General features: G+C 64.0%; 27 protein-coding genes. 6 read left to right on the forward strand and 21 right to left on the reverse strand.

Annotated features, from left to right (window positions below):
• Positions 1–3: 3 nt before the first annotated feature.
• Genes LZ536_RS11455 through LZ536_RS11465 form a run of 3 tightly spaced genes read left to right on the forward strand, consistent with a single transcriptional unit; the run spans position 4 to position 2,865 of the window.
• Positions 4–987: a type II secretion system F family protein gene (locus LZ536_RS11455; RefSeq protein ID WP_249848917.1), complete on the forward strand. Its 984-nt coding sequence runs from the start codon at positions 4–6 to the stop codon at positions 985–987.
• Position 988: 1 nt separating this feature from the next.
• Positions 989–2,086, forward strand: a complete 1,098-nt coding sequence (locus tag LZ536_RS11460; protein WP_249848918.1) for a LytR C-terminal domain-containing protein — start codon at positions 989–991, stop codon at positions 2,084–2,086.
• Positions 2,083–2,865 carry a tetratricopeptide repeat protein gene (locus LZ536_RS11465; RefSeq protein WP_249848919.1) on the forward strand — a complete coding sequence of 261 codons (783 nt, stop codon included), beginning with the start codon at positions 2,083–2,085 and terminating at the stop codon, positions 2,863–2,865. Before LZ536_RS11460 ends, LZ536_RS11465 begins: the two co-directional genes overlap by 4 nt.
• Positions 2,866–2,869: 4 nt before the next feature.
• Here LZ536_RS11465 and nadA read toward each other — a convergent pair whose 3' ends face one another.
• The 11 genes from nadA to LZ536_RS11520 form a co-directional block, all read right to left on the reverse strand.
• Positions 2,870–3,901: a quinolinate synthase NadA gene (nadA, locus tag LZ536_RS11470; protein ID WP_249848920.1), complete on the reverse strand. Its 1,032-nt coding sequence runs from the start codon at positions 3,899–3,901 to the stop codon at positions 2,870–2,872.
• Positions 3,898–4,620, reverse strand: coding sequence for a DUF4230 domain-containing protein (locus tag LZ536_RS11475; RefSeq protein ID WP_249848921.1), 723 nt, complete (start codon positions 4,618–4,620; stop codon positions 3,898–3,900). Before LZ536_RS11475 ends, nadA begins: the two co-directional genes overlap by 4 nt.
• A complete protein-coding gene (locus LZ536_RS11480; protein ID WP_249848922.1) occupies positions 4,605–5,450 on the reverse strand; it encodes an MBL fold metallo-hydrolase in 846 nt (281 codons plus the stop codon). The genes LZ536_RS11475 and LZ536_RS11480 overlap by 16 nt, the downstream gene beginning before the upstream one ends.
• A gap of 42 nt (positions 5,451–5,492) precedes the next feature.
• A complete protein-coding gene (locus LZ536_RS11485) occupies positions 5,493–5,906 on the reverse strand; it encodes a hypothetical protein (protein WP_249848923.1) in 414 nt (137 codons plus the stop codon).
• A 68-nt stretch (positions 5,907–5,974) separates the two neighbouring features.
• On the reverse strand, positions 5,975–6,847 hold the full coding sequence (locus LZ536_RS11490; protein WP_249848924.1) for a hypothetical protein: 873 nt from the start codon (positions 6,845–6,847) through the stop codon (positions 5,975–5,977).
• A 70-nt stretch (positions 6,848–6,917) separates the two neighbouring features.
• A complete protein-coding gene (locus LZ536_RS11495; RefSeq protein ID WP_249848925.1) occupies positions 6,918–8,177 on the reverse strand; it encodes a glycosyltransferase in 1,260 nt (419 codons plus the stop codon).
• 188 nt (positions 8,178–8,365) lie between these two features.
• The gene (locus LZ536_RS11500) at positions 8,366–10,063 is read right to left on the reverse strand and encodes a M56 family metallopeptidase (RefSeq protein ID WP_249848926.1); all 1,698 of its coding nucleotides are present in this window, start codon (positions 10,061–10,063) and stop codon (positions 8,366–8,368) included.
• On the reverse strand, positions 10,060–10,431 hold the full coding sequence (locus LZ536_RS11505; RefSeq protein ID WP_249848927.1) for a BlaI/MecI/CopY family transcriptional regulator: 372 nt from the start codon (positions 10,429–10,431) through the stop codon (positions 10,060–10,062). Before LZ536_RS11505 ends, LZ536_RS11500 begins: the two co-directional genes overlap by 4 nt.
• 268 nt (positions 10,432–10,699) lie before the next feature.
• A complete protein-coding gene (gene grxD, locus LZ536_RS11510; RefSeq protein ID WP_249848928.1) occupies positions 10,700–11,017 on the reverse strand; it encodes a Grx4 family monothiol glutaredoxin in 318 nt (105 codons plus the stop codon).
• Positions 11,014–11,259, reverse strand: coding sequence for a BolA family protein (locus LZ536_RS11515; RefSeq protein ID WP_249848929.1), 246 nt, complete (start codon positions 11,257–11,259; stop codon positions 11,014–11,016). The genes grxD and LZ536_RS11515 overlap by 4 nt, the downstream gene beginning before the upstream one ends.
• A complete protein-coding gene (locus LZ536_RS11520) occupies positions 11,259–11,585 on the reverse strand; it encodes a DUF1476 domain-containing protein (protein WP_249848930.1) in 327 nt (108 codons plus the stop codon). The genes LZ536_RS11515 and LZ536_RS11520 overlap by 1 nt, the downstream gene beginning before the upstream one ends.
• A gap of 150 nt (positions 11,586–11,735) precedes the next feature.
• Between LZ536_RS11520 and LZ536_RS11525 the strand changes: the two genes are divergently transcribed.
• Complete coding sequence (locus LZ536_RS11525) at positions 11,736–13,088, forward strand: DUF418 domain-containing protein (protein ID WP_249848931.1); 1,353 nt, start codon at positions 11,736–11,738, stop codon at positions 13,086–13,088.
• Between the two features lie 78 nt (positions 13,089–13,166).
• The gene (locus tag LZ536_RS11530) at positions 13,167–13,604 is read left to right on the forward strand and encodes a hypothetical protein (RefSeq protein ID WP_249848932.1); all 438 of its coding nucleotides are present in this window, start codon (positions 13,167–13,169) and stop codon (positions 13,602–13,604) included.
• 1 nt (position 13,605) lies between these two features.
• Here LZ536_RS11530 and LZ536_RS11535 read toward each other — a convergent pair whose 3' ends face one another.
• Genes LZ536_RS11535 through LZ536_RS11570 form a run of 8 tightly spaced genes read right to left on the reverse strand, consistent with a single transcriptional unit; the run spans position 13,606 to position 18,497 of the window.
• A complete protein-coding gene (locus LZ536_RS11535) occupies positions 13,606–14,601 on the reverse strand; it encodes an NADPH:quinone oxidoreductase family protein (RefSeq protein ID WP_249848933.1) in 996 nt (331 codons plus the stop codon).
• Between the two features lie 4 nt (positions 14,602–14,605).
• Complete coding sequence (locus LZ536_RS11540; protein WP_249848934.1) at positions 14,606–15,028, reverse strand: hypothetical protein; 423 nt, start codon at positions 15,026–15,028, stop codon at positions 14,606–14,608.
• The gene (locus tag LZ536_RS11545) at positions 15,025–15,900 is read right to left on the reverse strand and encodes an N-acyl homoserine lactonase family protein (protein WP_249848935.1); all 876 of its coding nucleotides are present in this window, start codon (positions 15,898–15,900) and stop codon (positions 15,025–15,027) included. Before LZ536_RS11545 ends, LZ536_RS11540 begins: the two co-directional genes overlap by 4 nt.
• A 10-nt stretch (positions 15,901–15,910) precedes the next feature.
• Positions 15,911–16,567, reverse strand: a complete 657-nt coding sequence (locus tag LZ536_RS11550; protein WP_249848936.1) for a CoA transferase subunit B — start codon at positions 16,565–16,567, stop codon at positions 15,911–15,913.
• Positions 16,567–17,274, reverse strand: coding sequence for a CoA transferase subunit A (locus tag LZ536_RS11555; RefSeq protein ID WP_249848937.1), 708 nt, complete (start codon positions 17,272–17,274; stop codon positions 16,567–16,569). Before LZ536_RS11555 ends, LZ536_RS11550 begins: the two co-directional genes overlap by 1 nt.
• A gap of 44 nt (positions 17,275–17,318) precedes the next feature.
• Complete coding sequence (locus LZ536_RS11560) at positions 17,319–17,681, reverse strand: ACT domain-containing protein (RefSeq protein WP_249848938.1); 363 nt, start codon at positions 17,679–17,681, stop codon at positions 17,319–17,321.
• Between the two features lies 1 nt (position 17,682).
• Positions 17,683–18,198 carry a hypothetical protein gene (locus LZ536_RS11565; protein WP_489146319.1) on the reverse strand — a complete coding sequence of 172 codons (516 nt, stop codon included), beginning with the start codon at positions 18,196–18,198 and terminating at the stop codon, positions 17,683–17,685.
• A complete protein-coding gene (locus LZ536_RS11570; protein ID WP_249848940.1) occupies positions 18,198–18,497 on the reverse strand; it encodes an SCP2 sterol-binding domain-containing protein in 300 nt (99 codons plus the stop codon). The genes LZ536_RS11565 and LZ536_RS11570 overlap by 1 nt, the downstream gene beginning before the upstream one ends.
• Positions 18,498–18,569: 72 nt before the next feature.
• Here LZ536_RS11570 and LZ536_RS11575 point away from each other — a divergent pair, with 72 nt between their 5' ends.
• The gene (locus LZ536_RS11575) at positions 18,570–19,997 is read left to right on the forward strand and encodes an NAD-dependent succinate-semialdehyde dehydrogenase (protein WP_249848941.1); all 1,428 of its coding nucleotides are present in this window, start codon (positions 18,570–18,572) and stop codon (positions 19,995–19,997) included.
• 46 nt (positions 19,998–20,043) lie between these two features.
• Here the strand turns inward: LZ536_RS11575 and LZ536_RS11580 are convergent, their stop codons facing one another.
• Both LZ536_RS11580 and LZ536_RS11585 read right to left on the reverse strand, forming a co-directional pair.
• A complete protein-coding gene (locus tag LZ536_RS11580) occupies positions 20,044–21,396 on the reverse strand; it encodes an HlyD family type I secretion periplasmic adaptor subunit (protein ID WP_249848942.1) in 1,353 nt (450 codons plus the stop codon).
• Entirely contained in the window at positions 21,393–23,114 is a 1,722-nt protein-coding gene (locus LZ536_RS11585) for a type I secretion system permease/ATPase (protein WP_249849221.1), read from the reverse strand. Before LZ536_RS11585 ends, LZ536_RS11580 begins: the two co-directional genes overlap by 4 nt.
• Positions 23,115–23,163 lie beyond the last annotated feature (49 nt).

Genomic DNA, 23,163 nt, shown 5'->3' on the forward strand with positions numbered 1-23,163 from the left:
GCGATGATCGAAGTCCTCTCCGACAACCCGCTGCTCAAGTACCTTTTGCTGGTCGCCTTGTTCGCGCTGGTTGCAGCAGCCGCCTATTTCACGTCCTTAGCGATTGGCGCACGTCAGATCGCGCGCCGCCGGCTGGCGGAGGGTGTTGCCACGGCCGGCGAGGACGAGATCATCGGTTCCTTGCGATCCGACAAAGTCGAAAGCGCCTGGCTGAAGCTCGTCGAGCGAATCGAAAAGACCGGCCTTTCGCTAGTCGACACCAAGGACCAGGCGGTTCGGGAACTGCTAATGTCGGCGGGCTATACTGCGCCATATGCGCCGCGCGTCTACACGCTGATCAGGCTTGTCCTGGTCTTCCTGCTGCCAGCTCTGTTCCTCGGTTACTTCTGGATGATCCGGGGCGCCCCCAGTGCCGTCTCTCTCTATTTCATCGTCGTGATCGCAGCCGCCTTGGGTCTCTACATTCCAACGTTGATAGTTCGGGCCAAGGCAGACCGCCGCAAGGAGGAGATTGTTAACGGCTTTCCGGACGCGCTGGACCTGATGCTCGTCTGCGTTGAGGCAGGCTTGGGCCTTGAAGCAGCATTTGCCCGCGTTGGCATGGAGATCACGGAATCGCATCCGCGCATTGCCGAGCAATTCGGCGGGGTCGTCCTCGAGATGCGCGCGGGCCGCAATCGCGAGGACGCATTGCGTAGGCTGGCTGACCGCGCGGGCTCCGACGAGATCCGTGCCTTCGCGACCTTGCTCATCCAGTCAACCAAGCTCGGCTCTTCGATCGCGCAGACGCTAAGAATTTATGCTTCGGAGATGCGCGAGAAGCGCCGACTCCGCGCCGAAGAAAAAGCGCACCGCCTGCCGGTCCTCCTGTCCATTCCGCTCGTCACCTGCATGCTACCGGTGATGATCGGGGTGCTCATGTTACCCGCTTCCATTCGGGTTATTCGTGCAGTTGTGCCGGCCCTGAAGGCCGGAGCTGGAGGCTGATATGAACCGGGGGGCATTCTTCACTGTAACGGCCGCGGCACTCGCTCTCAGCGGGTGCCTTGGCGACCAGGGCAAGCTTGAGATCCGCTCGGTCGATCGCGGCATCAAGGAGGGCGCGCAGCCCGTCTCGTTCCAGGTCGCCGAGGCCTATGGCCAGCTCGCCATCGGCAATGTCGCTCTAGCGCTTGAGGGCTTCCGCAAGGCCGAGCGCGAGGATCCGAGCAGCATGGATGCGCTGGCGGGGATGGCGCAATGCTACGACAAGATGGGCCGGTTCGACCTGTCGCGCCGCTATTACGAGCAGGCGCTGGCGCGGGCGCCGCAGAACCAGACATTGCTGACGCTGTTTGCCGCTTCCCTGGACCTTCAGGGCGAACGGTCAGAAGCCGCATCGGTCCGCGCCGAGATGGCGTCCCTGACGCCGCCCGCATCGGCGCCCGCGACGGAAACTGCCCAAGATGTCGCCGCCACGGCCGCGCTGGCGGCCCAACCGCCCGAGACCGCCGCCCCTGTCGGGAAGTCGGTCACGATCGCTTTGGCTCCGGCACAGCCCGCGAAGGCTGCACCGATCCCGAAAGCTGTCCCAAAGGCCCCGACGATGAACGTCGCGCCGGTCGGCAAGTCGGTGACGATTGCTTTGGCTCCGCTGCCGCCAGCACCGCCGCCGCCGCGCCAGCCGCGGATCGAGCGCCTGTCGTTGACGGAGGTTGCCCTGATCACTGGCGACGGTCCGAAGTGGATGCGGCCTGCGGTGGCGCAGCCGGTGCGCTCCGCGTCGCACGCGCGGCAGCAAAAGATCGAGCAATTGGCAGACATGCCGGTGCGGCTTCGCGTCCTGAACGCCGCGCGCGTCGACAAACTGGCTGCCCGCACCCGCACTTACCTCGGCCAGTTTGGCTGGCGGAACATCCTTGTCGGCAACGCAGCTGTGACTCGGCCAAAGAGCCTGATCCTCTATCCGCAGGCGGCGCGGGCGGAGGCAATGCGACTCTCGAACCGCTTCGGCTTCGCGATGGCACCGCGAGCGGACGTCAAACAGTTGACGATCCTGCTCGGCCGTGACGCCGCCGGCCATCCGGCGCTCCGCCCCGCGCCATGATGCTGGTCGCCGCGGCCCTGTTGTTCGCCGCGGACCCGGCCATGGGCGAAACCGTGCGCGCTATCCAGGCCGGCCGGCTGGAACAGGCGCAGATCATGCTCAACGCGGCGATCGCCAATGGCGCGCAGGGCGAAGAGGTCGATCGCGTGCGCGCCGACCTTGCATTCCGTTCTGGCAATTTCGCGGCGGCGCTGAAGGACTATGAATCTCTTGCCGCCCTGCACCCGGACGAGCCACTGAATTTCGAGCGGGCGGGAATTGCCGCCATCCAGCTCGGCCAACCCAACCGCGCCGCGCAGGTGCTGCGGACCGCCACCGCTTTTCCATCGGCCAGCTGGCGCGCCTGGAACGCGCGCGGAGTCCTCGCCGATTTCCAGCGGGATTGGACTGAAGCCGATGAAGCCTATCGGAGCGCAGAAAAGCTCGCGCCGGACCGCGCGGAGATCCTCAATAATCGCGGCTGGTCGCTCATGCTACGCGGGCAGTGGGCAGAGGCCCTGCCGCTGTTCGAGCGTGCCGCCGGTCTCGATCCGAAAGCAACGCGCATTGCCGACAATCTCGAACTGGCGCGCGCAGCAGTCGCCCGAGACCTGCCACAGCGACGGGCCGGCGAGAGCGATTCCGACTGGGCGGCTCGGCTCAACGATGCTGGCGTGATCGCGGCCTCAGGCGGAGAGCGCCAGCGCGCTATCGCCGCCTTCTCGCAAGCGCTCGAGGCGAGTACGCAATGGTTTGAGCGGGCAGCCAACAACCTTGCATTGGTCGAGGGCAGGAACTGACGGCTCAGTCGCCGCTGATCTTGGGGTCGATCGCTTCGGGCTTGTGAATGATCGGGGCGCCGACATCGCCCTGCCCTACCGTCCGCCCCGCCATCTCCAGCATCCGCTCCAGCGGCAAGCGGGCCTTGGCCATGGTGTCGGCATCCAGTTCGATGCGAGGCTCTAGGTCGCGGAGGGCGACGTAGAGTTTCTCTAGAGTGTTGAGCGCCATGTAGGGGCACATGTTGCAGTTGCAGTTGCCGTCCCCGCCCGGGACGCCGATGAACGTCTTGCCCGGTGCCGCTTTTTCCATCTGGTGGATGATGTGCGGCTCGGTGGCGACCAGGATCGTCTGGCTCGGCGAATTAATGGCGAAGTCGAGGATCGCCTTGGTCGAGCCGACGAGGTCGGCATGGTCAACGATATGCGGCGGGCATTCCGGATGCGCCGCGACCGGAGCGCCGGGGTGCTCGGCCTTGAGCTTGAGCAATTCGGTTTCGCTGAAAGCCTGGTGGACGATACAGATACCGGGCCACAGCAGCATTTCGCGGCCGAGCGTACGCGACAAATAACCGCCAAGGTGGCGATCGGGGCCGAAGATGATCTTCTGGTCCTTCGGAATCTGGTCCAGGATGATCTGAGCGCTCGACGAGGTGACGATGATGTCGCTCAGGGCCTTCACCGCCGCCGAGCAATTGATGTAGGTCAGCGCGATATGGTCCGGATGGGCCTCGCGGAACGCCTTGAACTGTTCGGGAGGGCAGCTGTCCTCAAGCGAGCAGCCGGCATCCATGTCGGGCAGGATGACCGTCTTTTCCGGCGAAAGGATTTTCGCCGTCTCGGCCATGAAGCGGACGCCGCAAAAGGCGATGACATCGGCGTCCGTCGCCGCCGCCTTGCGCGACAGATCGAGGCTGTCGCCGACGAAATCGGCGAGGTCCTGGATTTCAGGCTTCTGGTAATAATGGGCAAGGATGACCGCGTTGCGCTCCTTCTTCAGGCGCGCGATTTCGGAAAGCAGGTCGATGCCCTTCAGGCTTTGCGGCTGTGCAGTCACTTGGTCGTCTCTCCAGCGCGGCGTTTCCGCGCCTCCTCTATCGCCTGGTTATATGTGAGCGAGCGGTCGAGATAGCTAGGCTTTTGGGCTTTCGGCTCGTCGCCGAAACGGGCGACCACCTTGGCGTCGCTGATGCCGGCGGCGTTGAGCGGCATGGCGAAGCTGCGCTCGATGGCTTGCCGCGCCGCCTCGCGCGCCAGATGCAGTGGAACAGGCGCGCCCGCCTGCTTGCGCAAATCGTCGATCGCGAGGCCGCGGTTGGCGTCATCGAGTTGCGTATCGGCATTGCTCAACGCGGAAAGTATGCCCCCGGAACCGTATTCGCGCGCGGCCTTGAGATCGACTTCGGGACCGGCGATTTCAATCTCCGGCAATTCGACGCTCAGTGTCTTGGTCGCCTTATCCCAGGAGAGGTCGTCGCGCTCGATCTTGGCCATGTCGAGTTCGTAGCGGACCGTCCCTGGCAGGATCAGCGTCCGTTCGGCGGAGAGGCCGAATTTTTCCTGCTTCGAGCTGGTTACGGAGACGAAACGCGCGACGAACGGCACGAGGCGGTTCTGGGCGTGCATCGATTGCAGGCTGGAATCTACGACGCTTTCGGGGTCGGCGCCACCGAACAGGCGCTTGCCGATGTCGGCGATGCCGCCGACCAGGAAACCGATCAGCAACGCGACCACGACTGCGGCGATCGCCAGCGATTTGTTCAGGCGGCCTTCCATATGTCCACATCCACATTAACGAGCCCGCGCCTCTGAAGGTCCAAAAGGTGCGCGAGCACGGATCCGCCGGCCGCGGCAGTCAGGCGAGGGTCGAGGCCCGGATAGGCGCCGTCGACGATTCCTGGGATGTCGCGCGGGCCTGCCCTCAACAGCTTCAGGATCTGTTTTTCGCGGTGCAGGCGATGCCCCATCAGCCCGCGTACATATTGCCGCGGCTTGGTCACCGGCTGGCCGTGGGCGGGGTAATAGATACGGTCCTGACGATGCCTGAGCTTGTCGAGGCTGGCCATGTAGGCCGCCATTTCGCCATCGGGCGGGAAGACCACCGTCGTCGACCAGCCCATGACGTGGTCGCCGGTGAACAAGGCGTCGCCATAAGCGAGACAGAGATGGTTCGAGGTGTGACCGGGCGTTGCGACCGCGGTGAGTAATCGGCCATCGATCTCGATGCTCTCACCGTCCTCAAGGATGCGGTCGGGCACGTAGTCGCCGTCGAATGCGGCATCGAGGCGCGGCCCGACGCTTTCCAGCGCCAGTGGCGCGCAGCCGATGATCGGAGCTTCGGTCGCTTGGGCGAGAGGCCTCGCTGCCGGGCTGTGGTCGCGATGCGTGTGCGTGCAGCAGATGGCGACGACCGGCCGGTCGGCAATGGCATCGATCAACGCCGCAATATGGTCTTCCAGATCGGGTCCGGGGTCGATGACCGCGAGTTCGTTGTCGCCGACCAGATAAGTCTGCGTTCCGTAATAGGTGAAAGCTGACGGATTATGCGCCAGAACCCGGGCGATGCCGGGCTCGACCTGCTCCAGCCGTGCGTAGGGGGCGTCCACGGCGGTGACCTAGCCGTGAAGCGCCCCTAAACCAAGTACCGCCTACTTGCCGATCTTGGCGATTTCGCTCTTCAAGTCGGCCACGATTTGCGCCTTGGCGTCGGCCGGCATGTCCTTATCGCCTTCGATATCCGCCAGCGCCTTGCTGAGCGTCTTCGCCCAGTCGGCATCGCTTTCGCCCGGATCCGAGCAAAGCACCATCTTGCTGACGTTTTTCTTCTTGTCGTCACCGCTGCTAGATGAGGATTCGAACTTGCGGCCCTTGCCGCAGTCGGCGACGAACTTGTCCGAGTCCGAATTGATGGCGATTTCCTTGTCGCCATCCGTCTTGATGATCTTGATCGTGCGGACTTCTTCAGTCTTCGTCGCATGTTCAGGATGCGCTGCGGACGGCACCGCGAATGCCAGGCCGGCCATGGCCACGCTTGCCGCCAGGATGAGGCGTATTTGATTCATTGCTGTTCCCCTCTCGTCGCGAAGGGAGCAGAATTAACAAATGTACTGAACGAGAGTTGAACGCGTCCTCAAGACGCGCAGTAGAGCGCCCACGGGCCCAGGGTTTCGGCGACCTGCCCCTTGTTCATCACCTGGACCCGGACCTTGCCGCGCATCACCCCCGAGCAGACCCGGCTGGGCAGGCGCTCCTTCAATGTATCGCCCTTCTTCAGCTGGCTGAGGTCCAGCTCGGCGCGATTATCGTCACCGCGCAGGAAGCGCAGGCTGGTCCCGGCGGGCATGTCCTCTTCGGCGCGGACGAGGACCTGGCTTTCGCGCTCAAGCCGCGAGCAGGTCGCGAAGGTCTCATGCGGGACTGCGCAGCGGACGACCAGGTTCGGCCTCGCCACCGGCTCGGGCGCCGGTGTCGCTGGAAGCACCGTCCCGTTGGCAAGCTTCAACGGTGTCGAGCGCTTCGGCGCCGGCAAGGGCGGCAGACTCGAATATTCAGGCGGCCTCTCGCTGGGCGCGACCCTTTCGGCCGGCAGGTTGAGCGCGTACTCCGCGGGCGCCTCCTTGACCGTGCCTCCGGTCGGATTGGAGCCGGCGGTCGTTTCCAGTTTCGCAATTTCGTTCTTCAGTGCCGTGATGATCTGGCTTTTGACGCGCGGCGCCATTTCCTCGTCCGCCTCGGTCTTCTGAATGGAGTCCTGGAGGGTTACCAGCCAGTCGGTATCCGATTGGCCAGCCTCGCCGCAAATCTTCACTTTCGAGCCCCGGCCGGGGCCGGTGATGACGGTCGTCTCGAACTTGTGGCCGGGGCAGCTGTCGACAAGCGATTTCAGCTGGGTGTCGTCGGCGGACGTGTCCGCGCCTCCCAGGGGGTCGGTGACAAGCTGGGCCGGTGCAGCCGTCGCCATCAGACCAAGGCCAACCACCAAAAATATCGCACGCTTCGTCATCTTTGCCTCCCGCGCCAAAGGCTTAGCTGATCGGTAGGCGGCGTGAACCCCTTAAATCATGAAATTATGTTCACGCATCCGCGAGCGCAGGGACGACCTGCCGAGCCGGCTGGGCCGCCCGCGCCCAGACGCGGCGGAATGCCTTGGGATAGAGGCTGCCGAACAAATCGGACATGCTCCGGTCCCAGCTGTACTGACGGGCGTGATGTTGGGCTACCTCGCCCATTGCCTTGGGATCCGAATTCCAGACCGCGAGGATGTTGTCGGCCAGGGCGCGGGCATCGTCGACCGGGCCGAGGCGGCCGATCAGGTCCGTGACACGGTCGACCATTGCGCCTGCGGCGACGCCGACGACAGGCAGGCCCGAGGCCTGGGCTTCAACGATCGACACGCCAAACGTCTCATCGGCCATGCCGGACACGTAAATGTCGCCGCTTGCCAGCGAGCGCGCCAGCTCCGACCGGTCGCTGACATAACCCGGCGCGTGAATGCGCGGATCATTCATTGCGACAATGCTCTCGCGCAATGGCCCGTCGCCGATCAGTAGCAGGTGCGCGCCCAATGCTCGCGGCAGCATCTCGAAGGCGTCGACAAGCAATTGTGCCCGCTTCTCGCCGTCGAGCCGTCCAGCATAGACAAGGAGCGGCGCTCCGCCCTCGATGCCGAGCGTTTGGCGAAGCCGCGGATCCCGCCTGTCGGGCGAGAAATCGCCAAGCTCGACCCCGAGCGGCACAACCTCGATCCGGTCGATGCCAAGCGATTGCAGCTTGGTCATGCCGCCATTCTCCGACAGCGCGAACATACCGTCGAAGCGGCTGTAGAGCTTGCCGCAATACCAGTAGCAGAGGCGCGACGCGGCGCTGGCCAGGGCCTTGCCGATCACCTTGCGGAAGGGCCGCTCGACATAGACGGTTGGGAAATCGGTCATGTAAGCGGCGACCAATGCCACTCCTGGATTCCGTCTGGCGTGACCAATGGCCGTCCACGGCAAGACATAGGCATCCTGGCATTCGATGAGGTCGGGCTTGAAGCGCTCCAGCACCTCGCGGACCGCGCCGGTGCGGAGGAGCAGGCGGTAGTTCGGGCTTCCCGGCACCTTCGGCGATGCGATTGTGACGGTTATCGCCCGCTCCTCCTCGACAATCTCGTCACGCGGCCCGGGGACGATCAGCAAATGCCGGTGCGGCATGGTCGACAGGATGTGCTGGCGCTTGTGCCGCAAATAAGTACCGACGCCGCCGCCGACCGCGGACCAGCTCTGCGTAACGTCGCAAAACAGGCGGGTCGGCCCGTGCGCTGAATACGCATCCCAAGGGTCTTCGCGGCTCATTCCTGGCTCCCAACCCCGCAGTGACGGTTTAGTGCCATGAACCCACCCAGATTAAGTCGAAGGCCGCGGGTCTCTAGTCGATGCGAATGCGTAATAAAATAGGGGCACCGCCGACGGCCTCCCCGCCGGCAGTGCCCCCGCCACGCGAGCGCACCCCTGAGGGGCCGCCGCCGCGCCGCTTCGAGCTCTTAATTGTCGTCCAGCTTGTCTTCCATCCGGTCGATTTCGGCCTGAGCCTTGTCGATCTGGGCCTGGGCCTGGGCGACGCTGGCAGCGATCTTGGCCGGGTCGACCGACGCCATGGCTTCACGGCGGATCTTGTCGACGTCGATCGCCTGGACCTGGGCAAGAGAAGCACGGACCTGCGCCTTGATCGCTTCCGGGTTCTGGCCGGCGCGGCGAAGCTCCTCGGCATTGGCATCGATTTCGCGCATGGCGTTGGCAATCTCGACCTTCGCCTGGGCAAGCTCGCGCGCCATGTCGGCATGGTCGGCCTGAGCTTCCTTGAGTGCCTCGCGAACTTCACGGTCGATTTCAGCACGGTCGATCTTGGTGTTCTTCAACTCCTGGCGCGCCCGGGCCAGTTCACTGCGGACATAAGCCTTTTCGGACGGCGTCAGTTCGTTCCAGCGCTTGGTCTTGCCGTTGATGAAGACGTTGTCGCCGTTGACGTTGAAGCTGGTGTGGCCGTGGCGGGCTGGCGGCGTCGGCGGCGCTGGCGGCGCCGGCAGGGCCATTGGCGCCAGCGGCGCAGCAGGCGCTAGCGGCGCGAGTGGCGCAGGCGGCGCCGTGGGAGCCAGCGGAGCGGTCGGGACCAAGGGCGCGGTCGCCGTGCCGGCCTCATCGGACAACGAAGCCGGCGCCATCGGAGCCAAGGGCGCGGCAGGCGTTCCGGGCGCCGGCGGAGTGGCTGGTGCAGGCGGCGCAACCGGGGCGACCGGTGCAGGCGGTGCCGGCACGTCGATATAATCGACCGCGCGGGTGGCGGTCAGCGGCAAGGCGACGGCGACGGTTGCCAGGATCATGAACTTGCCGGTCGTACGCTTGCCGGCGGTGGCGGTATTCAACATGGACTTCAGCCTCCTGTGAAGGGTGTGCTTGCGATCGAGCGTGCTGGCGAACAGCAGCGCCCTTCCCGAAGCGGCCTTGGCGATCGCGCGGCCATATTCGGCGCGGTCGCGGGCCACGGCTTTGTCCAGCACCCGGGCGTCGCACGCGGCTTCCTGATCGAAGCGGAAAGCAGCATGGGCGACCCAGGCGAGCGGGTTGAACCACTGGAGGCAGAGGAGGACAAAGGCGAAGATGTTGGCGACAAGGTCGCCGGAACGGTGGTGGGCAAGTTCGTGATCGAGCGCCAATGCGCGCTCGCGTTCGTCGTACAGGCGCTCGAAATTCGCCGGCACTGCGATCACCCGGTCGATGATCCCGAAAGCAACCGGGCTCGGCACCTCGCTCGACTGGACGATGCGGATCGAGCCGATGCGACCGACCTCGTGTCCGTTGGCGAGGATGACCCTGCGGTCGCGAAAGAAGGCCGCGATGCGCGACAGGAACAGCCCAGCCGCGACGCCTAGCCAGACCGTCAGGAAAATGGTCGGCCAACCGCCGATCTGCTCGAACAGGCCCGGAGTCGGCGGCGTGAAGCTGGTCAGCAGCAGCGGCTCATCGACCACCGGGCGGACCAAAGGCTGGACGGGCACGCTGGCCGGGACCTGCCGTTCGATGGTCTGGGTCAGGGTCGGCATGAGCAGGCGCGCCGCGGGGATCAACCACAGGCCATAAGCGACGCGGGAGCCGAAACGCTGCCGGACGGGCTCGCGGATGAGGAGCACGAGCGCGACCAGCAGCGAAGTCGCAAGCAGGGTGCCAAGCAGCCAGGAGGTCATGACTTGAGCTCCTTCAGGATCGCCTCGATCGCGGCGATGTCGTCGTCGTCGAGCGCATCCTCTTCGGCCAGGCGCGCGACAAGCGGCGATAGACGGCCGCCGAACAATCTATCGACGAACCGCCGGGATTCACCGCCGACATAGGTCTCGCGCTCGATCGCCGGCGAATAGAGATAGCGGCGGCCTTCCTCGCGATGCGAGAGCGCGCCCTTGGCGGCGAGGCGGGACAACATGGTCTTGACGGTGGCGAGCGTCCATTCGCGCTCGGGCTCGATCCGGTCAGCGACTTCCGTAGCCGTGAGCGGCTCATTGGTGGCCCACAGCACCTCCATCACGTGCAATTCTGCGTCGCTGATTCGCCGATCCATGACTTACCCTTTCGACTACATGTGTAGGCGTAACGGTTACAGCTGTAAACAGGCAATCACCGCCGTTCGTCGAAAGGCGTGTGTCGGATTTTCTGACAATGAAGGCTGGGGCGCGGAGATTTGTTCGCCGGAAAATGGCCGTTTTCAGCCATTTTATCAAATTGGCACGGCCATTGCTTCTATGTTGTCGTCCACTTGGTTCCACAACCAAATCAAAGGGCGGCTCGGCAGGTTTCTGGTCCCACGAGCCGCCCTTTTTGATTCCGGCTCAGGCGGCCTTGGTGCCGACCAGCTGCTGGAGTTCGCCGCTCTCGAACATTTCCATCATGATGTCGGAGCCGCCGACGAATTCGCCCTTTACGTAAAGCTGCGGAACGGTCGGCCAGTCGGAATATTCCTTGATGCCCTGGCGGATCTCCTGGTCCTGCAGGACGTCGACAGTCTCATACTGGCTGCCGAGGTGGTCGAGGATTGCGACCGCCCGGCTGGAAAAGCCGCACTGCGGGAAGAGCGCCGTACCCTTCATGAACAGGACGACGTCGTTCGACTTCAGCAGCGCGTCGATGCGCTCTTTTGCGTCACTCATTGATGATCTCCGGAAGGGATGGCCGTTTCCAGCTGCAAGGCGTGCAGCTCGCCCCCCATTTTGCCCTTAAGCGCCGCATAAACGGCCTGGTGCTGGCGCACCCGGTTCATGCCGGCAAAGCTCTCGCTGACGACCCGCGCGGCATAATGGTCGCCGTCCCCTGCAAGGTCGCGGATTTCGACGCGCGCATCGGGGATGGCGGCGACAATCATCGCTTCGATCTCTTCCGCGCGCATCGGCATCAGTTGGTCTGCTCGATGATCTGGCGACGCGCCTCGACCGTCTTGTGGCCGAGCGCCTCGCGGATCTGGGATTCGTCGGCGTCGACGCCGGCCGAGGTCAGGTCGCCCAGGACCTTGCGGACGACATCGTCGTCGCCGGCTTCCTCAAAGTCCGCGCGGATCACATCCTTGGCGTAGCTTTCGGACTCGGCCTCGTTAAGCCCCATCAGCCGCGCGGCCCATTCGCCGAGCAGCCGGTTGCGGCGAGCGATGATACGGAACTGCATCTCCTCGTCGCGGGCAAATTTGGCCTCGAAAGCACGCTCGCGGTCATCGAAAGTCGACATCTACACTCCTTAACCCTGTTCGGTGGGCAGATAGTGACCCCTCGCCGCCCCGTCCAGCACGCACCCCGGCAATCCAGCATTTCACCTTGCCGGTGGACCCGAATGGGGGCATCCAGTCGCGGCGTCGTCATTATGCCGGGGGGCTAGCAAATGAACGCCGAAGCAAATCTTGGAATCGACCGTGTTCGCGGCTCGGAAAGGATCGCGTCGCTCGACGTCATCCGCGGCCTCGCCATCCTCTTCATCCTCTTTATGAACATTCCGGTGATGGGCGGATATGAGTTCATCCTGTTCGATGAACGCTACCCCACCTGGACCAATGCCGACTGGTGGACGACCTTCATCCGGATGACATGGATGGACGGCACCCAGCGCGGCTTGCTGGAGCTGTTGTTCGGCGCGGGCATCTTGATCATGGCGCGAAGAGCGATGGAGCCCGACGGGCCGGTCGCGGTTGCCGACCTGCATTATCGACGCAACATCTGGCTCGCTCTGTTCGGCCTAGCCAATGCCTTCCTGCTTATGTGGTTCGGCGACATCCTGCTGGTCTACGGGCTTGCTGCCGTATTCCTGTTCCCCTTCCGCAAGCTCGGTCCGAAGGCATTGTGCGGCCTTGCGTCGATCTTCCTCGTCGCCCTGACGCTGAATGGCCTCGGAGATTATCGCGAGTCTCAGGCGAAGCACGACAAGCTGGAACAGATCCAGACGGCGCAAGCGTCGGGCAAGAAGCTTAACGAGGCCGACAAAAAGGCCCTGCAGGACGACAGGAAGCAGGTCCTCGACTGGATCCAGCTGCCGGCCCAGAATGCCGAGGCGAAGAAGAAGATTGCCGATGCCGACAAGGCGCGTCACTCGACCTTCGCAGCTTATTGGACCGCCCAGTTCGACGGCTGGAAGTTCGTCATGGGCTGGTTCTGGATCATCGAGGCGGAGATTGTCGCGACGATGCTCATCGGCATGGCCTTTTATCGATGGGGCATCATCCAGGGCAAAGCGAAGCAGAGCACCTATTGGGCGTTGCTGCTGGTTGGCTATGGGGCGGGCATGTGGCTGCGTGGCAGCGTCGAATGGTACAAGCTGGCGCACATTCGTGGCCCGCACTGGGAGTGGATACTCACCGACATTGCCCGCCTTCTGGTCACCTTTGGTCATGTCGGCCTGATCCAGCTCATCCTGACTTCGTCGCTCGGTCGCCGGCTGCTCAGTCCTTTCCAGGCGGCCGGCCGCATGCCGCTTACCGTTTATCTCGGCACGTCCTTCCTGATGATGTGGATCCTCTTCGCACCCTGGGGCCTCAACATGTTTGGCGTGTGGGGCCAGGCCAAGCTCATGGCGGTAGCGGCGGTCGTTATCGTCGCCGAGCTGATTGCTGCGAACCTCTGGATGCGAAGTTACGATAACGGCCCGATGGAATGGGTGTGGAAGAGCCTTGCCTACCAGCGACGCGAACCGTTCCGGAAGGCCCGGCAGCAAGTCCCGGACGCCGTGCCTTCGCCAATCTAGACTGCACGGGACGCTTTCCAGCACCTGCGGTTGTCCCTGATTGCCCGGAGGAGTAAGGGCGCGCACCGGAGGTCATCTATGACCCGCAGCTTCCTCATGCTTTCACTGGGGCTGCCCGGCGCGCTCCTGCTCGCGTCCGCCGCCTCATCCCAGACAAGCCCGGCTGCCAGGCCGGCGGCATTGTGCGTCGCACCCGGCGGCAATGGCTTTGCGCCCTGTCCAATCGCGCGCGGCGGCCAGACGATCCGCCTCCAGGTGGCGACGACAGATTTGCCGATCGACGCGATCAACCTGCGCTTTACCGAGGACGCCCCCGCTGGGCAGGCGCCGCGAACGGCAACCGAGGTCATCCCTCCCAGCCGCAGCAGAGATGGCAGCTATGAAGTGACGATCCCTGCCGAGCTATGCACCACGGGCCGCGGCACGACCGGCAGCTTCGAAGTCCAGCACGTCTTCAGCGCGTTCAACGACACTGTCGTGCCCAAGTCGCTTGGGACGCTTACGATCGCCTGTTAGGTCAGAGCGTCACCACCAGTTTGCCGATTGCCTGCCGGTTGGCCATTGCCGTGATCGCCTCACCCGCTCGCTCCAGCGGATAGGTGGCGCTGACCTTCGGATTGATTTGCCCCGCCTCCCACAGGCGGAAAAGCTCCGCGACATGCGCGGCATTGGCTTTCGGGTCGCGAGCTGCGAATGCCCCCCAGAAGACCCCGCAGACGTCGCAGCTTTTCAGAAGCGTCAGGTTGAGCGGCAGCTTCGGGATGCCCGCCGGGAAGCCGACAACGAGGTACCGCCCTTCCCACGCAATCGCCCGCAAGGCCGGCTCTGCATAATCGCCCCCGACCGGGTCGTAGATGACGTCGGCGCCATTCGGCCCGACCGCGCCCTTGAACAATTCGGACAAGGCTTTCTGCCCGTCCCTGTCGAACGGCCCGCGTGGATAGACGATGGCCTCGTCGGCTCCTGCTTCGCGGGCTGCCTGCGCCTTTTCCTCACCCGACACGGCGGCAACGACCCGCGCGCCCTTCGCCTTGCCGAGTTCGATCGCCGCCAATCCAACGCCGCCAGCGGCGCCGAGCACGAGCAACGATTGCCCAGCGGCAAGCTTTCCACGATCGTATAATGCATGGATGGAGGTGGCGTAGGTCAGCAGCAGCGCCGCACCTTCCTCGAACCTGCGGCCAGCGGGCAGGTGGTAAGCCATTTTCGATGGCACGGTCACAACCTCCGCAAGTCCGCCGTGGCCCGTCACCGCGATGATGCGGTCACCTACCTGCCAGTCAGCGACTCCTTCACCGACACCGATCACCTCGCCCGCGATTTCTCCACCCGGTGCGAAGGGCCGCGGCGGTTTGAACTGATATTTGTCCTCGATGATCAGCACGTCGGGATAGTTGATCGCGCAGGCGCGGACTCGGACGAGAAGATCGCCCGGTCCCGGCGTCGGCTCCGGCACGTCGGTCAATCGCAGCGTTTCGGGCGGACCGGGTTCGTGGCTGAGCAAGGCCTTCATATTCTCAATCCCCCTCCGCGGCGCAGGCGTCGCCGTCCGGCTTCAGCCAACAGGATGCCCCGTCCAAAATCTCCTTCGCGCCGGGCAGGCCCAGGCCTTCCTCGGCGAACACCCATTCCAGGGTGAGTTCGCCTTTTTCAGGCGAATAGAGGTGCGGTTCCGTCGCGCCGCTGGCGCTTGCGACCCTGACGCGGCGGATGGCCTTGGCTTGGGCCGGCGAGATCTCGCCGTTGCGGCACGCTGCGTCGACCACGGCCTTCAGCTTGGCGTCGACCTTGTCCCGGAAGAGGGCGAGCTTCGGCGCACTGAAGGTCTTGCCGGCGCCATTGTGCGTGAAACTTTCGGCGTCGAGCGTCACGGTCCAGTGGTCGGCGCAGCCGGGCGGCGCTGCCGCGACCATCGCCGCCAGCGCCAACGAAAGGATCACTCCGCCGCCTTGGGGAAGACCGGAAGCTTGGCGATGTCGTTCGGCTCGTGCTGGATGATCAGCTTGGCATGGGTCTCCGCGACGATTTGCTCCAGTCGCTCCATCGACTTCACCGATTCCGCGCGGTCGGTGTTGAACCCGGGCACCGACTTGTTCTCGCGAGCGATTTGGGTGTGATAGGTGTCGCCGCTGAGGATCACCGGCCCGCTCTTCAGCTTGACCAGCAGACCCAAATGATCCGGCGTGTGCCCCGGCAGGTGCAGCGCGATGACGCTGCCGTCGCCGAAGATGTCGGTGTCTGCTGTGGCGAGGGTCACCTTCGCGCCCTGCCCGCGCCAGCCCAGGAACGGGTCGTCGGGCTTACCCCCAAGCTGCTCGAAGTCGCCCTTGCCTATGATCAATCGGGCGTTGGTGAATTGCGCTGCCTGGCCGGTGTGGTCGCCATGCTCATGGCTGATACCGAGGGCGGTGACGTCGGTCGGCTTGATGCCGAGCTCAGCCAGCTGATAGGCCAAAGTGACGGTGATGCCGCCGGACATATTGTCCTGGACCATCGGCTTGTCCTTGCTCGCGGCGGGGAGGCCCGTGTCCCACACCATCACGTCCTTGCTGTGACGGATCAAATAGCAGCTGTCGGTGACCTTGCCCGGACCCGGCGGGTAGACGCCCGGCTTGTCGGAGAAGAAGCCGTTCATGTCCTTGAACTCGGCATGCCCGCAGTCGAGGCGGGTGAGCGTTAAGCTTACGCTCGCAGGCGCGGCCGAAGTAAGGATGTTACTCGCCTCCGCTTGGCTCGACTGATTGGCCGCCTCAGGCGCGGATGCAGTGCATCCGGCCAGCAGCAACGCGACAAGCCCAACCGTCCGCAGCATACTCACTCTCCTATTCCACGTAATGTGCTGTCGTTTTTTCCCGGATTTCCTGCGAGCTCACGCCCGGCGCCGTCTCGATCAGCCTGAACGGGCTATCGTGGTCCGGCCGCTGGAAAACGGCGAGGTCGGTGATGATCATGTCGATGACGTTCTTGCCAGTCAGCGGCAGAGTGCATTCCGGGATGAACTTCGGGTCGCCGTTCTTGGAGGTGTGTTCCATGACGACGATGATCTTCTTGACGCCGGCGACGAGGTCCATGGCGCCGCCCATGCCCTTGATCATCTTGCCGGGCACCATCCAGTTGGCGAGGTCGCCCGTCTCGCTGACTTCCATGCCGCCGAGCACGGCAAGGTCGATATGCCCGCCGCGGATCATGGCGAAGCTGTCGGCCGAGGAAAAATAGGAGGTGTTCGGAAGCTCGCTGATCGTCTGCTTGCCGGCGTTGATCAGGTCCGGGTCGACCTGGTCGTCATAGGGAAACGGCCCGATGCCGAGCATGCCGTTCTCGCTCTGCAGCGTGACGGTCATGCCTTGGGGTATATTGTTTGCGACCAGCGTCGGAATGCCGATACCGAGGTTGACGTAATAGCCGTCCTTTAGCTCCTTGGCCGCGCGCGCCGCCATCTGGTTGCGATCCCAGCCCTTCGCTTCGACTTGCGTGGCCATTATGCCGCCTCCCTCTCGCGCACGGTCCGGAACTCGATCTTCTTGTCGTAGGGCGCGCCGAGGATAAGGCGCTTCACGTAGATCGACGGCAAGTGGATGCTGTCGGGATCGAGGCTGCCGACCGGCACGATTTCCTCGACCTCGGCGACGCAGACCTTGCCGCTGGTCGCCGCCGGCTGGTTGAAGTTGCGGGCCGTCTTGCGAAAGACGAGGTTGCCGCTTTCGTCCGCCTTCCAGCCCTTGATGATGGCGAGGTCGGCGCGGATGCCGCGTTCGAGGATGAAGTCGTCACCGTCGAAAGTCTTCACTTCCTTGCCCTCGGCGACCTGCGTCCCGACGCCGGTCTTGGTGTAGAAGCCGGGAATCCCTGCGCCGCCGGCGCGCATGCGCTCGGCGAGCGTGCCCTGCGGCGTAAACTCGACCTCCAGCTCGCCGGCCAGATACTGCCGCTCGAACTCCTTGTTCTCGCCGACGTAGGACGCGATCATCTTCTTCACCTGCCGCGTACGCAGCAGCTTGCCGAGGCCTTCATTGTCGATGCCGGCATTGTTCGACGCGATGGTCAGATCCTTGACGCCGCTCGCCTGGATGGCGTCGATCAACCGTTCGGGAATGCCGCAAAGGCCAAAGCCCCCGGCGGCAATCAGCATGCCGTCGAACAGCAGCCCTTCAAGCGCCGCCTCGGCATTGGGATAGATCTTTTGCATCCGCGTCTCCTTGCGCGAGGCTCTGCCGTCACGCTGACCAGCGGTCAAGCAAGGGAATTGAGGGCTCTCAACGCATCCTCTCGGCGGCTCCATTGCACGAAAATGTGATCGTGATGAAGCGCGGCAACCACATTTGCGCTGATACCGGCTCCAGCGAGGATCGCGGAGATGGCCGACGTCAATCCGACCGCCTCAAGGCTGGAATGCACCTCCAGGCTGATGCGCGCCCATTCCCCGGCCGGGTCGGCTCGAATTGCGGTCAGGCCCTCCTTTTCGCGAACGAGGGCAAATATCCCCGGGTCGAGGACCGCTCGATCCGTCGCTTCAAATGTATATCGCTCGTCCGCAAGCGCGGGCCTCAGGTCGGCCAGCAGCCTACCCAGATCACTCTCCCCTGGCTTGTTCATCCTATTGACCGATCGGGATGAACTCGCTCGTCGCCGGCATCAGCAGTGTTGCCTCCGACGGCAGCCGCCACACGACTTCGCCCTTGGACGGGTTCGACCGGTATTTGGTGCCTTCATATCGAAGAGCGCGCACGCCGGGCTGCGCGCCGCCGCCGCTGACATAGACGCCAAGGTCGAACCAGCCACCGTGATGGACCGGCAGTCGGTAGATCGGCAGGCGGCTGACCGTGATCCGCCCGAGCGGCAGCCACCCCGCCTCCGTCTCGGTCAAAACGAACGTCGTGCAGCCGCCCGACCCGCAGAAGTTCGGCCCGCCGATATGCACGATCGCCTCCGGATGATGATCGTCGTTCAGGTCCGAAAAGGCGATGGCATATTGGGCGTTCGGCCCGAACCCGTCCTGGCCGAGCTGCGCATGGATCGCCGCCAGCACCGCCGGCGTGCGGGGATCGGATGCCTGCGCAGAAGCGCCAGACGCTGCCAGTGCCGCAGCGGCCGCGAACAGGGCCCCGCGCATCACCCGCGCAGCTTTGCCAGCACGCCCTGCAATTGCATGGCGTTACCCATGTCGCCTTCGACCTTCAGCTTGCCCGTCATGAATGCGGTCATCCCGTCAAGCTGGCCGCCGGCCATCGCCTGCCAATCGTCCCAGTTGATCTTGATGGTGGTGTCGGCATCGCCGGCCTCTTCGCTGACCGCGCCGGCCGCGCCGTCGAGCATGATCGCGCCCTCGCTGCCGAAGTCCAGCTTCACGCGCTTGCCCGGGATCCAGGCATTGCCCTCCTGCATCCGTGCAACGAGTTCCTGCTTGGTCATGCCTCTCTCCTGTTGTTTGCCCGCGATTACCCGCCCGTTGCAGCAGCTTCAAGCGAGGCCTATCTGGCTGCAATGGGATACGAAGCCGACCTCAAGCTTTTCATCGACGGCGTCTGGAAATCCGGCGAAGGCCGCGACGCCCACACCGTCATCGACCCGGTCACCGGCAGCGGCATTGCCGAAGTGCCTTACGCGACCGCCGCCGACCTTGAAGAGGCGATCGCTGCCTCTGGCCGGGCCTGGCCGGAATGGCGATCCACCGATGTCGAGAAGCGCTCGGCGATCCTCCACAAGACCGCTTCGCTATTGCGGGAACGCGTCGACCATATCGGCGCCATCCTGACGCAGGAGCAGGGCAAGATCCTCGCCGAGGCGAAGCTCGAAGTGCTCGGCAGCGCGCAATTGTTCGATTGGTATGCCGAGGAGGTCAAGCGCGACTATGGCCGCACCCTGGTCCGCCCCGCCGGCCAATTGAGCCGCGTCATCCGCCAGCCGGTCGGCCCGACCGCGACGTTCAGCCCGTGGAATTTCCCCATCTATCTGCTGGCGAAGAAGGTTGCGGCGTCGCTCGCCGCCGGCTGCACCGTCATCTCCCGTCCGCCGCACGAGACGCCGGGTTGCGCGACCGAACTGTTCCGCGCGCTCCACGACGCCGGCATACCTGCCGGCGTCGCACAATTGGTCCACGGCGATGCGAATCTCATCAGCACGACGCTCATCGCCTCGCCGGTCATCCGCAAGGTCAGCTTCACCGGCTCGACCAACGTCGGCAAGCACCTCATGCGCCTCGCCGCCGACAGCATGACGCGCATCACCATGGAGCTTGGCGGCCACGCGCCCGTCCTGATCTTCGACGATTGCGACCTTGAAAAGACGCTCGACATGGTCGTGCCCCAGAAGTTCCGGAACGCCGGCCAGGTCTGCGTCTCGCCGACCCGCTTCTACGTCCAGAGCGGCATTTACGATGCCTTCCTGAAGGGTTTCGCCGAGCGCACCGCCAAGGTGAAGACTGGCAATGGCCTCGACGCGGACACGAAGATGGGCCCGCTCGCCAACGGCCGCCGCCCCGACGCGGTCGGCGCGCTGATCGAGGATGCCCGCGCCAAGGGCGCCCGCGTCCTCGCCGGCGGCGAAAAGGGCGATCAGGGTTTCTTCTTCCAGCCGACTTTGCTCGCCGATGTCCCGAACAGCGCCGACATCATGAATGACGAGCCGTTCGGCCCGGTCGCCGTCACCCGCGCCTTCGACACCTTCGATGAAGCCATCGAGCAGGCCAACCGCCTGCCCTTCGGCCTCGCCGCCTTCGCCTTCACCGAAAACGGCCGCCGCGCGAACCTGATCGGCGACCTCGTCGAAAGCGGGATGGTTGGCATCAACACCTTCGCCATCTCCGTCGCCGACGCACCGTTCGGCGGGGTGAAGGACTCAGGTTTCGGCTCCGAAGGCGGCAAGGAGGGGCTGGAGTCGTATCAAGTGGTGAAAGCCATTCACCAGGCTTGATTGCTCGCTTCAAGGTTCAACCCACCCATTCCGGACGTTTAAGAGGTCACTGCTCCCGTAGCGCACGCCAGAAGTTCGCCGTCAGCGGTTCCAGCAGATATTGCAGCGCTGTGCGCTTGCGGACCGCCATGATCACTTCGACCGGAAGTCCTGGCCGAAGCTGGCCGCGACCGAGATGGCGGCGGACTGCGTCCATTTCGCCCCGGGGAACCTCGACCTCGGCGATGAAATAGGAAACTCCGGACTTCTCGTCGCGGAAGCTGTCGGCTGAAACGGTTTTCACCCTGGCTTCCACCAGCGGGACCGTGCGGTCGTGGATACTTGAGAAACGCACCTGCGCGGTTTGGCCGACATACAAATCGTCGGCGTCGCCGGGGCTTACCTGGGCCCGGACAACTAATGCCTTTCTGTCTGGCACGACTTCCATCAGCGTCTGGCCGGGAGCAACGACCCCTCCCACGGTGAATACCGCCAGGCCCACGACCTGGCCTGTGGCCGGAGCCCGTATCCTGTTGCGCTGTAATTGCTCGCGCGCGGCCACTAGCTTGGGCAGCGTTTCCGACAGGCGCGACTGTGTTTCACGCAGCTCCTGGGCGATATCCGCCTGAGTGGAGCTTCTCATTGAGAGCGCCTGCATACGGGTCTCGCCCATCCCTTCGCCCGCCTTGGCCATTTCGGCGGTCATGGCGGCTTCTTGCCCGCGAAGATCGGCTTCCGCGCGCTCCATGGCCCGAATTCTGCTGGTCGAGACAAAGCCCTTGGCTGCAACCTCCTTCAGGCCGGCAAGCTCTTCGGAGATCAGCCGCTTCTGCTCCCGGATTGATTCACGCCTTGCCTGAAAGCCACTCTTCTGTTCGCTGAGCTGGGCGGACCGCTGGCCAAGCACGGACTGCTTATCGCTCAACGAGCGGTACCGCGCGTGCATCTGCGATTGCTGAAGTGCGATCGCCTGGTCCGCCAGCTCCCGGTCTTCGCCGGTAAGAGATCTGAATTCGATTGGAGGCTGGAAACTGCCCATTCCAGCACGTTCGGCCATCAGCCTCGCCCGCTGGGCAAGCAGTGTCAGATAGTCACTCGTCAGGGCGCGCTCGGAGGCAGTCAGTTCCGGAGCTGCCATTTCCACGAGCAGCTGTCCCTGCTGCACCTTCTGACCCTCGCGGACGTGAATGGCGGTGACCACTCCTCCGTCTCTATGCTGCACGGCCTGGCTATTTCCCGAGACGGCGATGGTGCCGGCGGCACGGACCCCGGCATCAAGCGGGGCAAGGGCAGCGCCGCCCAACAGGATGACGAAGAAAATTCCCGTGACGACGATTCCAAATCGTAGGTCTCGACGGGGGTTCTGAAGCTCGGCGGCCTGGACGAGTGCCTGGCGGCCCGCAAGCACGAGGTCGTTCATGCCGCGCTCTCCGTCCGCTCCGCGGGTCCGGCAAGACGCGCCGCTACTTCTCTTGTCGGGCCCAAAAGTTTCATTCGCCCCGCATCGAGCACCAGCAGCCTGTCGGCGCAGGTGAGTATCGTCTTGCGATGAGCAGCAACCATGATTGCCGCACGACGGCCGCGGGCTGCCGTCATGGCGCTCATCAGCGCGGCCTCCCCGTCCGCGTCCAAAAAGCTGTTTGGCTCGTCGAGCACGAGGATCGCGGGATTATCGTAAAGCGCGCGGGCCAGTGCCACGCGCTGCGCCTGGCCCGCGGAGAGACCGCCGGTCATCGGTCCCAGGAAAGTATCGTAGCCCTGCGGCAGGTGAAGGATCAGCTCGTGAACGCCGGCAGCCTTCGCTGCCGCGATCGCCTTATCGTCAGTGTCACCGTCCGCGCTATCGCCCCAAGCGGTGAAGCGGGAGATGTTATCCTTGACGGTGCCCTCAAAAAGACTTGGCTCCTGCGGCAGGTAGCCGATGTGGCGGCAGAGTTTGTCCTGGTCCCAATCCGAGAACTGCGCCCCATCGATGCGGATTGTTCCTGCATCGGGTGCAAGTGCGCCGCACACGAGTTTCGCGAGGCTGGTCTTGCCGGCGCCGCTTGGGCCAATCACTCCCAGGACTTCACCAGGCTCAAGCGTCAGGCTTATTCCGAACAATATCGGCTGTCCGCCAGAACCGCGCAGGCCGACCTGTTCGACTTCTATTCGACCTTCAGGCGGTGGAAGGCTGGTCCGAATACGCTCGGCTTCGCCTGCCCGCTCGTAGAAATCGAACAGCCGGTCGGCGGCGGCTTTTCCGTTGGCGATGGTGCCCCAACCGGAAATGACGGCCTCCGCGGGCTGAAGCGCGCGGCTAAGGAGAATGGAGGCGGCAATGATCGATCCATTTGAGATCTCGCCGGCAACAGCAAGCAGCGCACCAAGACCAAGCGCGCACGATTGAACGAACATCCGCGTGAATTTGGTGAGCGCGGTGAACTGCCCGCCGGTGATCTGCGCGCCGATAGAATCGCGCAGCGCCACTGCCCGTTGCATTTGCTGGCGCTGGACCATCGCACCAGTCATCCCGAGGGCGCGGATGACTTCGCCGTGGAGCGCTGCGGATTGCTGGGCAGCATGGGCGGCCGAAAAGGCCTGGTTGGACCGTTCTACGGCGCTCCGCGTCGCCTTCTGGTTCCGCCAGGCGATGACCAGCAGAAGAGCGATCGAAAAGACGGCGAAAATGCCAAGCCAGAAATGGAACAGGAAGGCGACAATGATGTAGATTGGAGCCCACGGGACATCGAGCATCGCTCCCGCGGCCGGGCTCGCCATTGCGTTCCGCAATGTGTCAAAGTCGCGCATGGCCTGCGTGCTCCCGAGAGAGCCGTGCCCAGCCATGGAACGCTTCAGAATCTTGTCGGCCAGCAGGCTATCGAACCTTGCGCTCGCACGCACCAGCAGGCGGTTACGCACAAGGTCCAGAAGGGCCATGGCCCCAAGGGCAACCGCAAGTGCGATCGTCACAAAGAGCAGGGTAATCTTGCCGCCGGTCGGAACCACGCGATCATAGATCTGGAGCATGTAGATCGAGGGCGCGAGGTACAGCAGGTTGATAAAGAAACTGAACGAGAGGGCTGCTGTAAAATAGGGTTTGGCGACGGCGAGCGCCTCCTCGAAATCACGCGGGAGCCTGATTTCCACAACCTTCATCGACGCCACCAGAATAGGCCAGCGCTCGGCATGAAGTCACCCATCCATT

The organism is Sphingomonas alba (assembly GCF_023516555.1).
Lineage (GTDB): Bacteria > Pseudomonadota > Alphaproteobacteria > Sphingomonadales > Sphingomonadaceae > Sphingomicrobium > Sphingomicrobium album.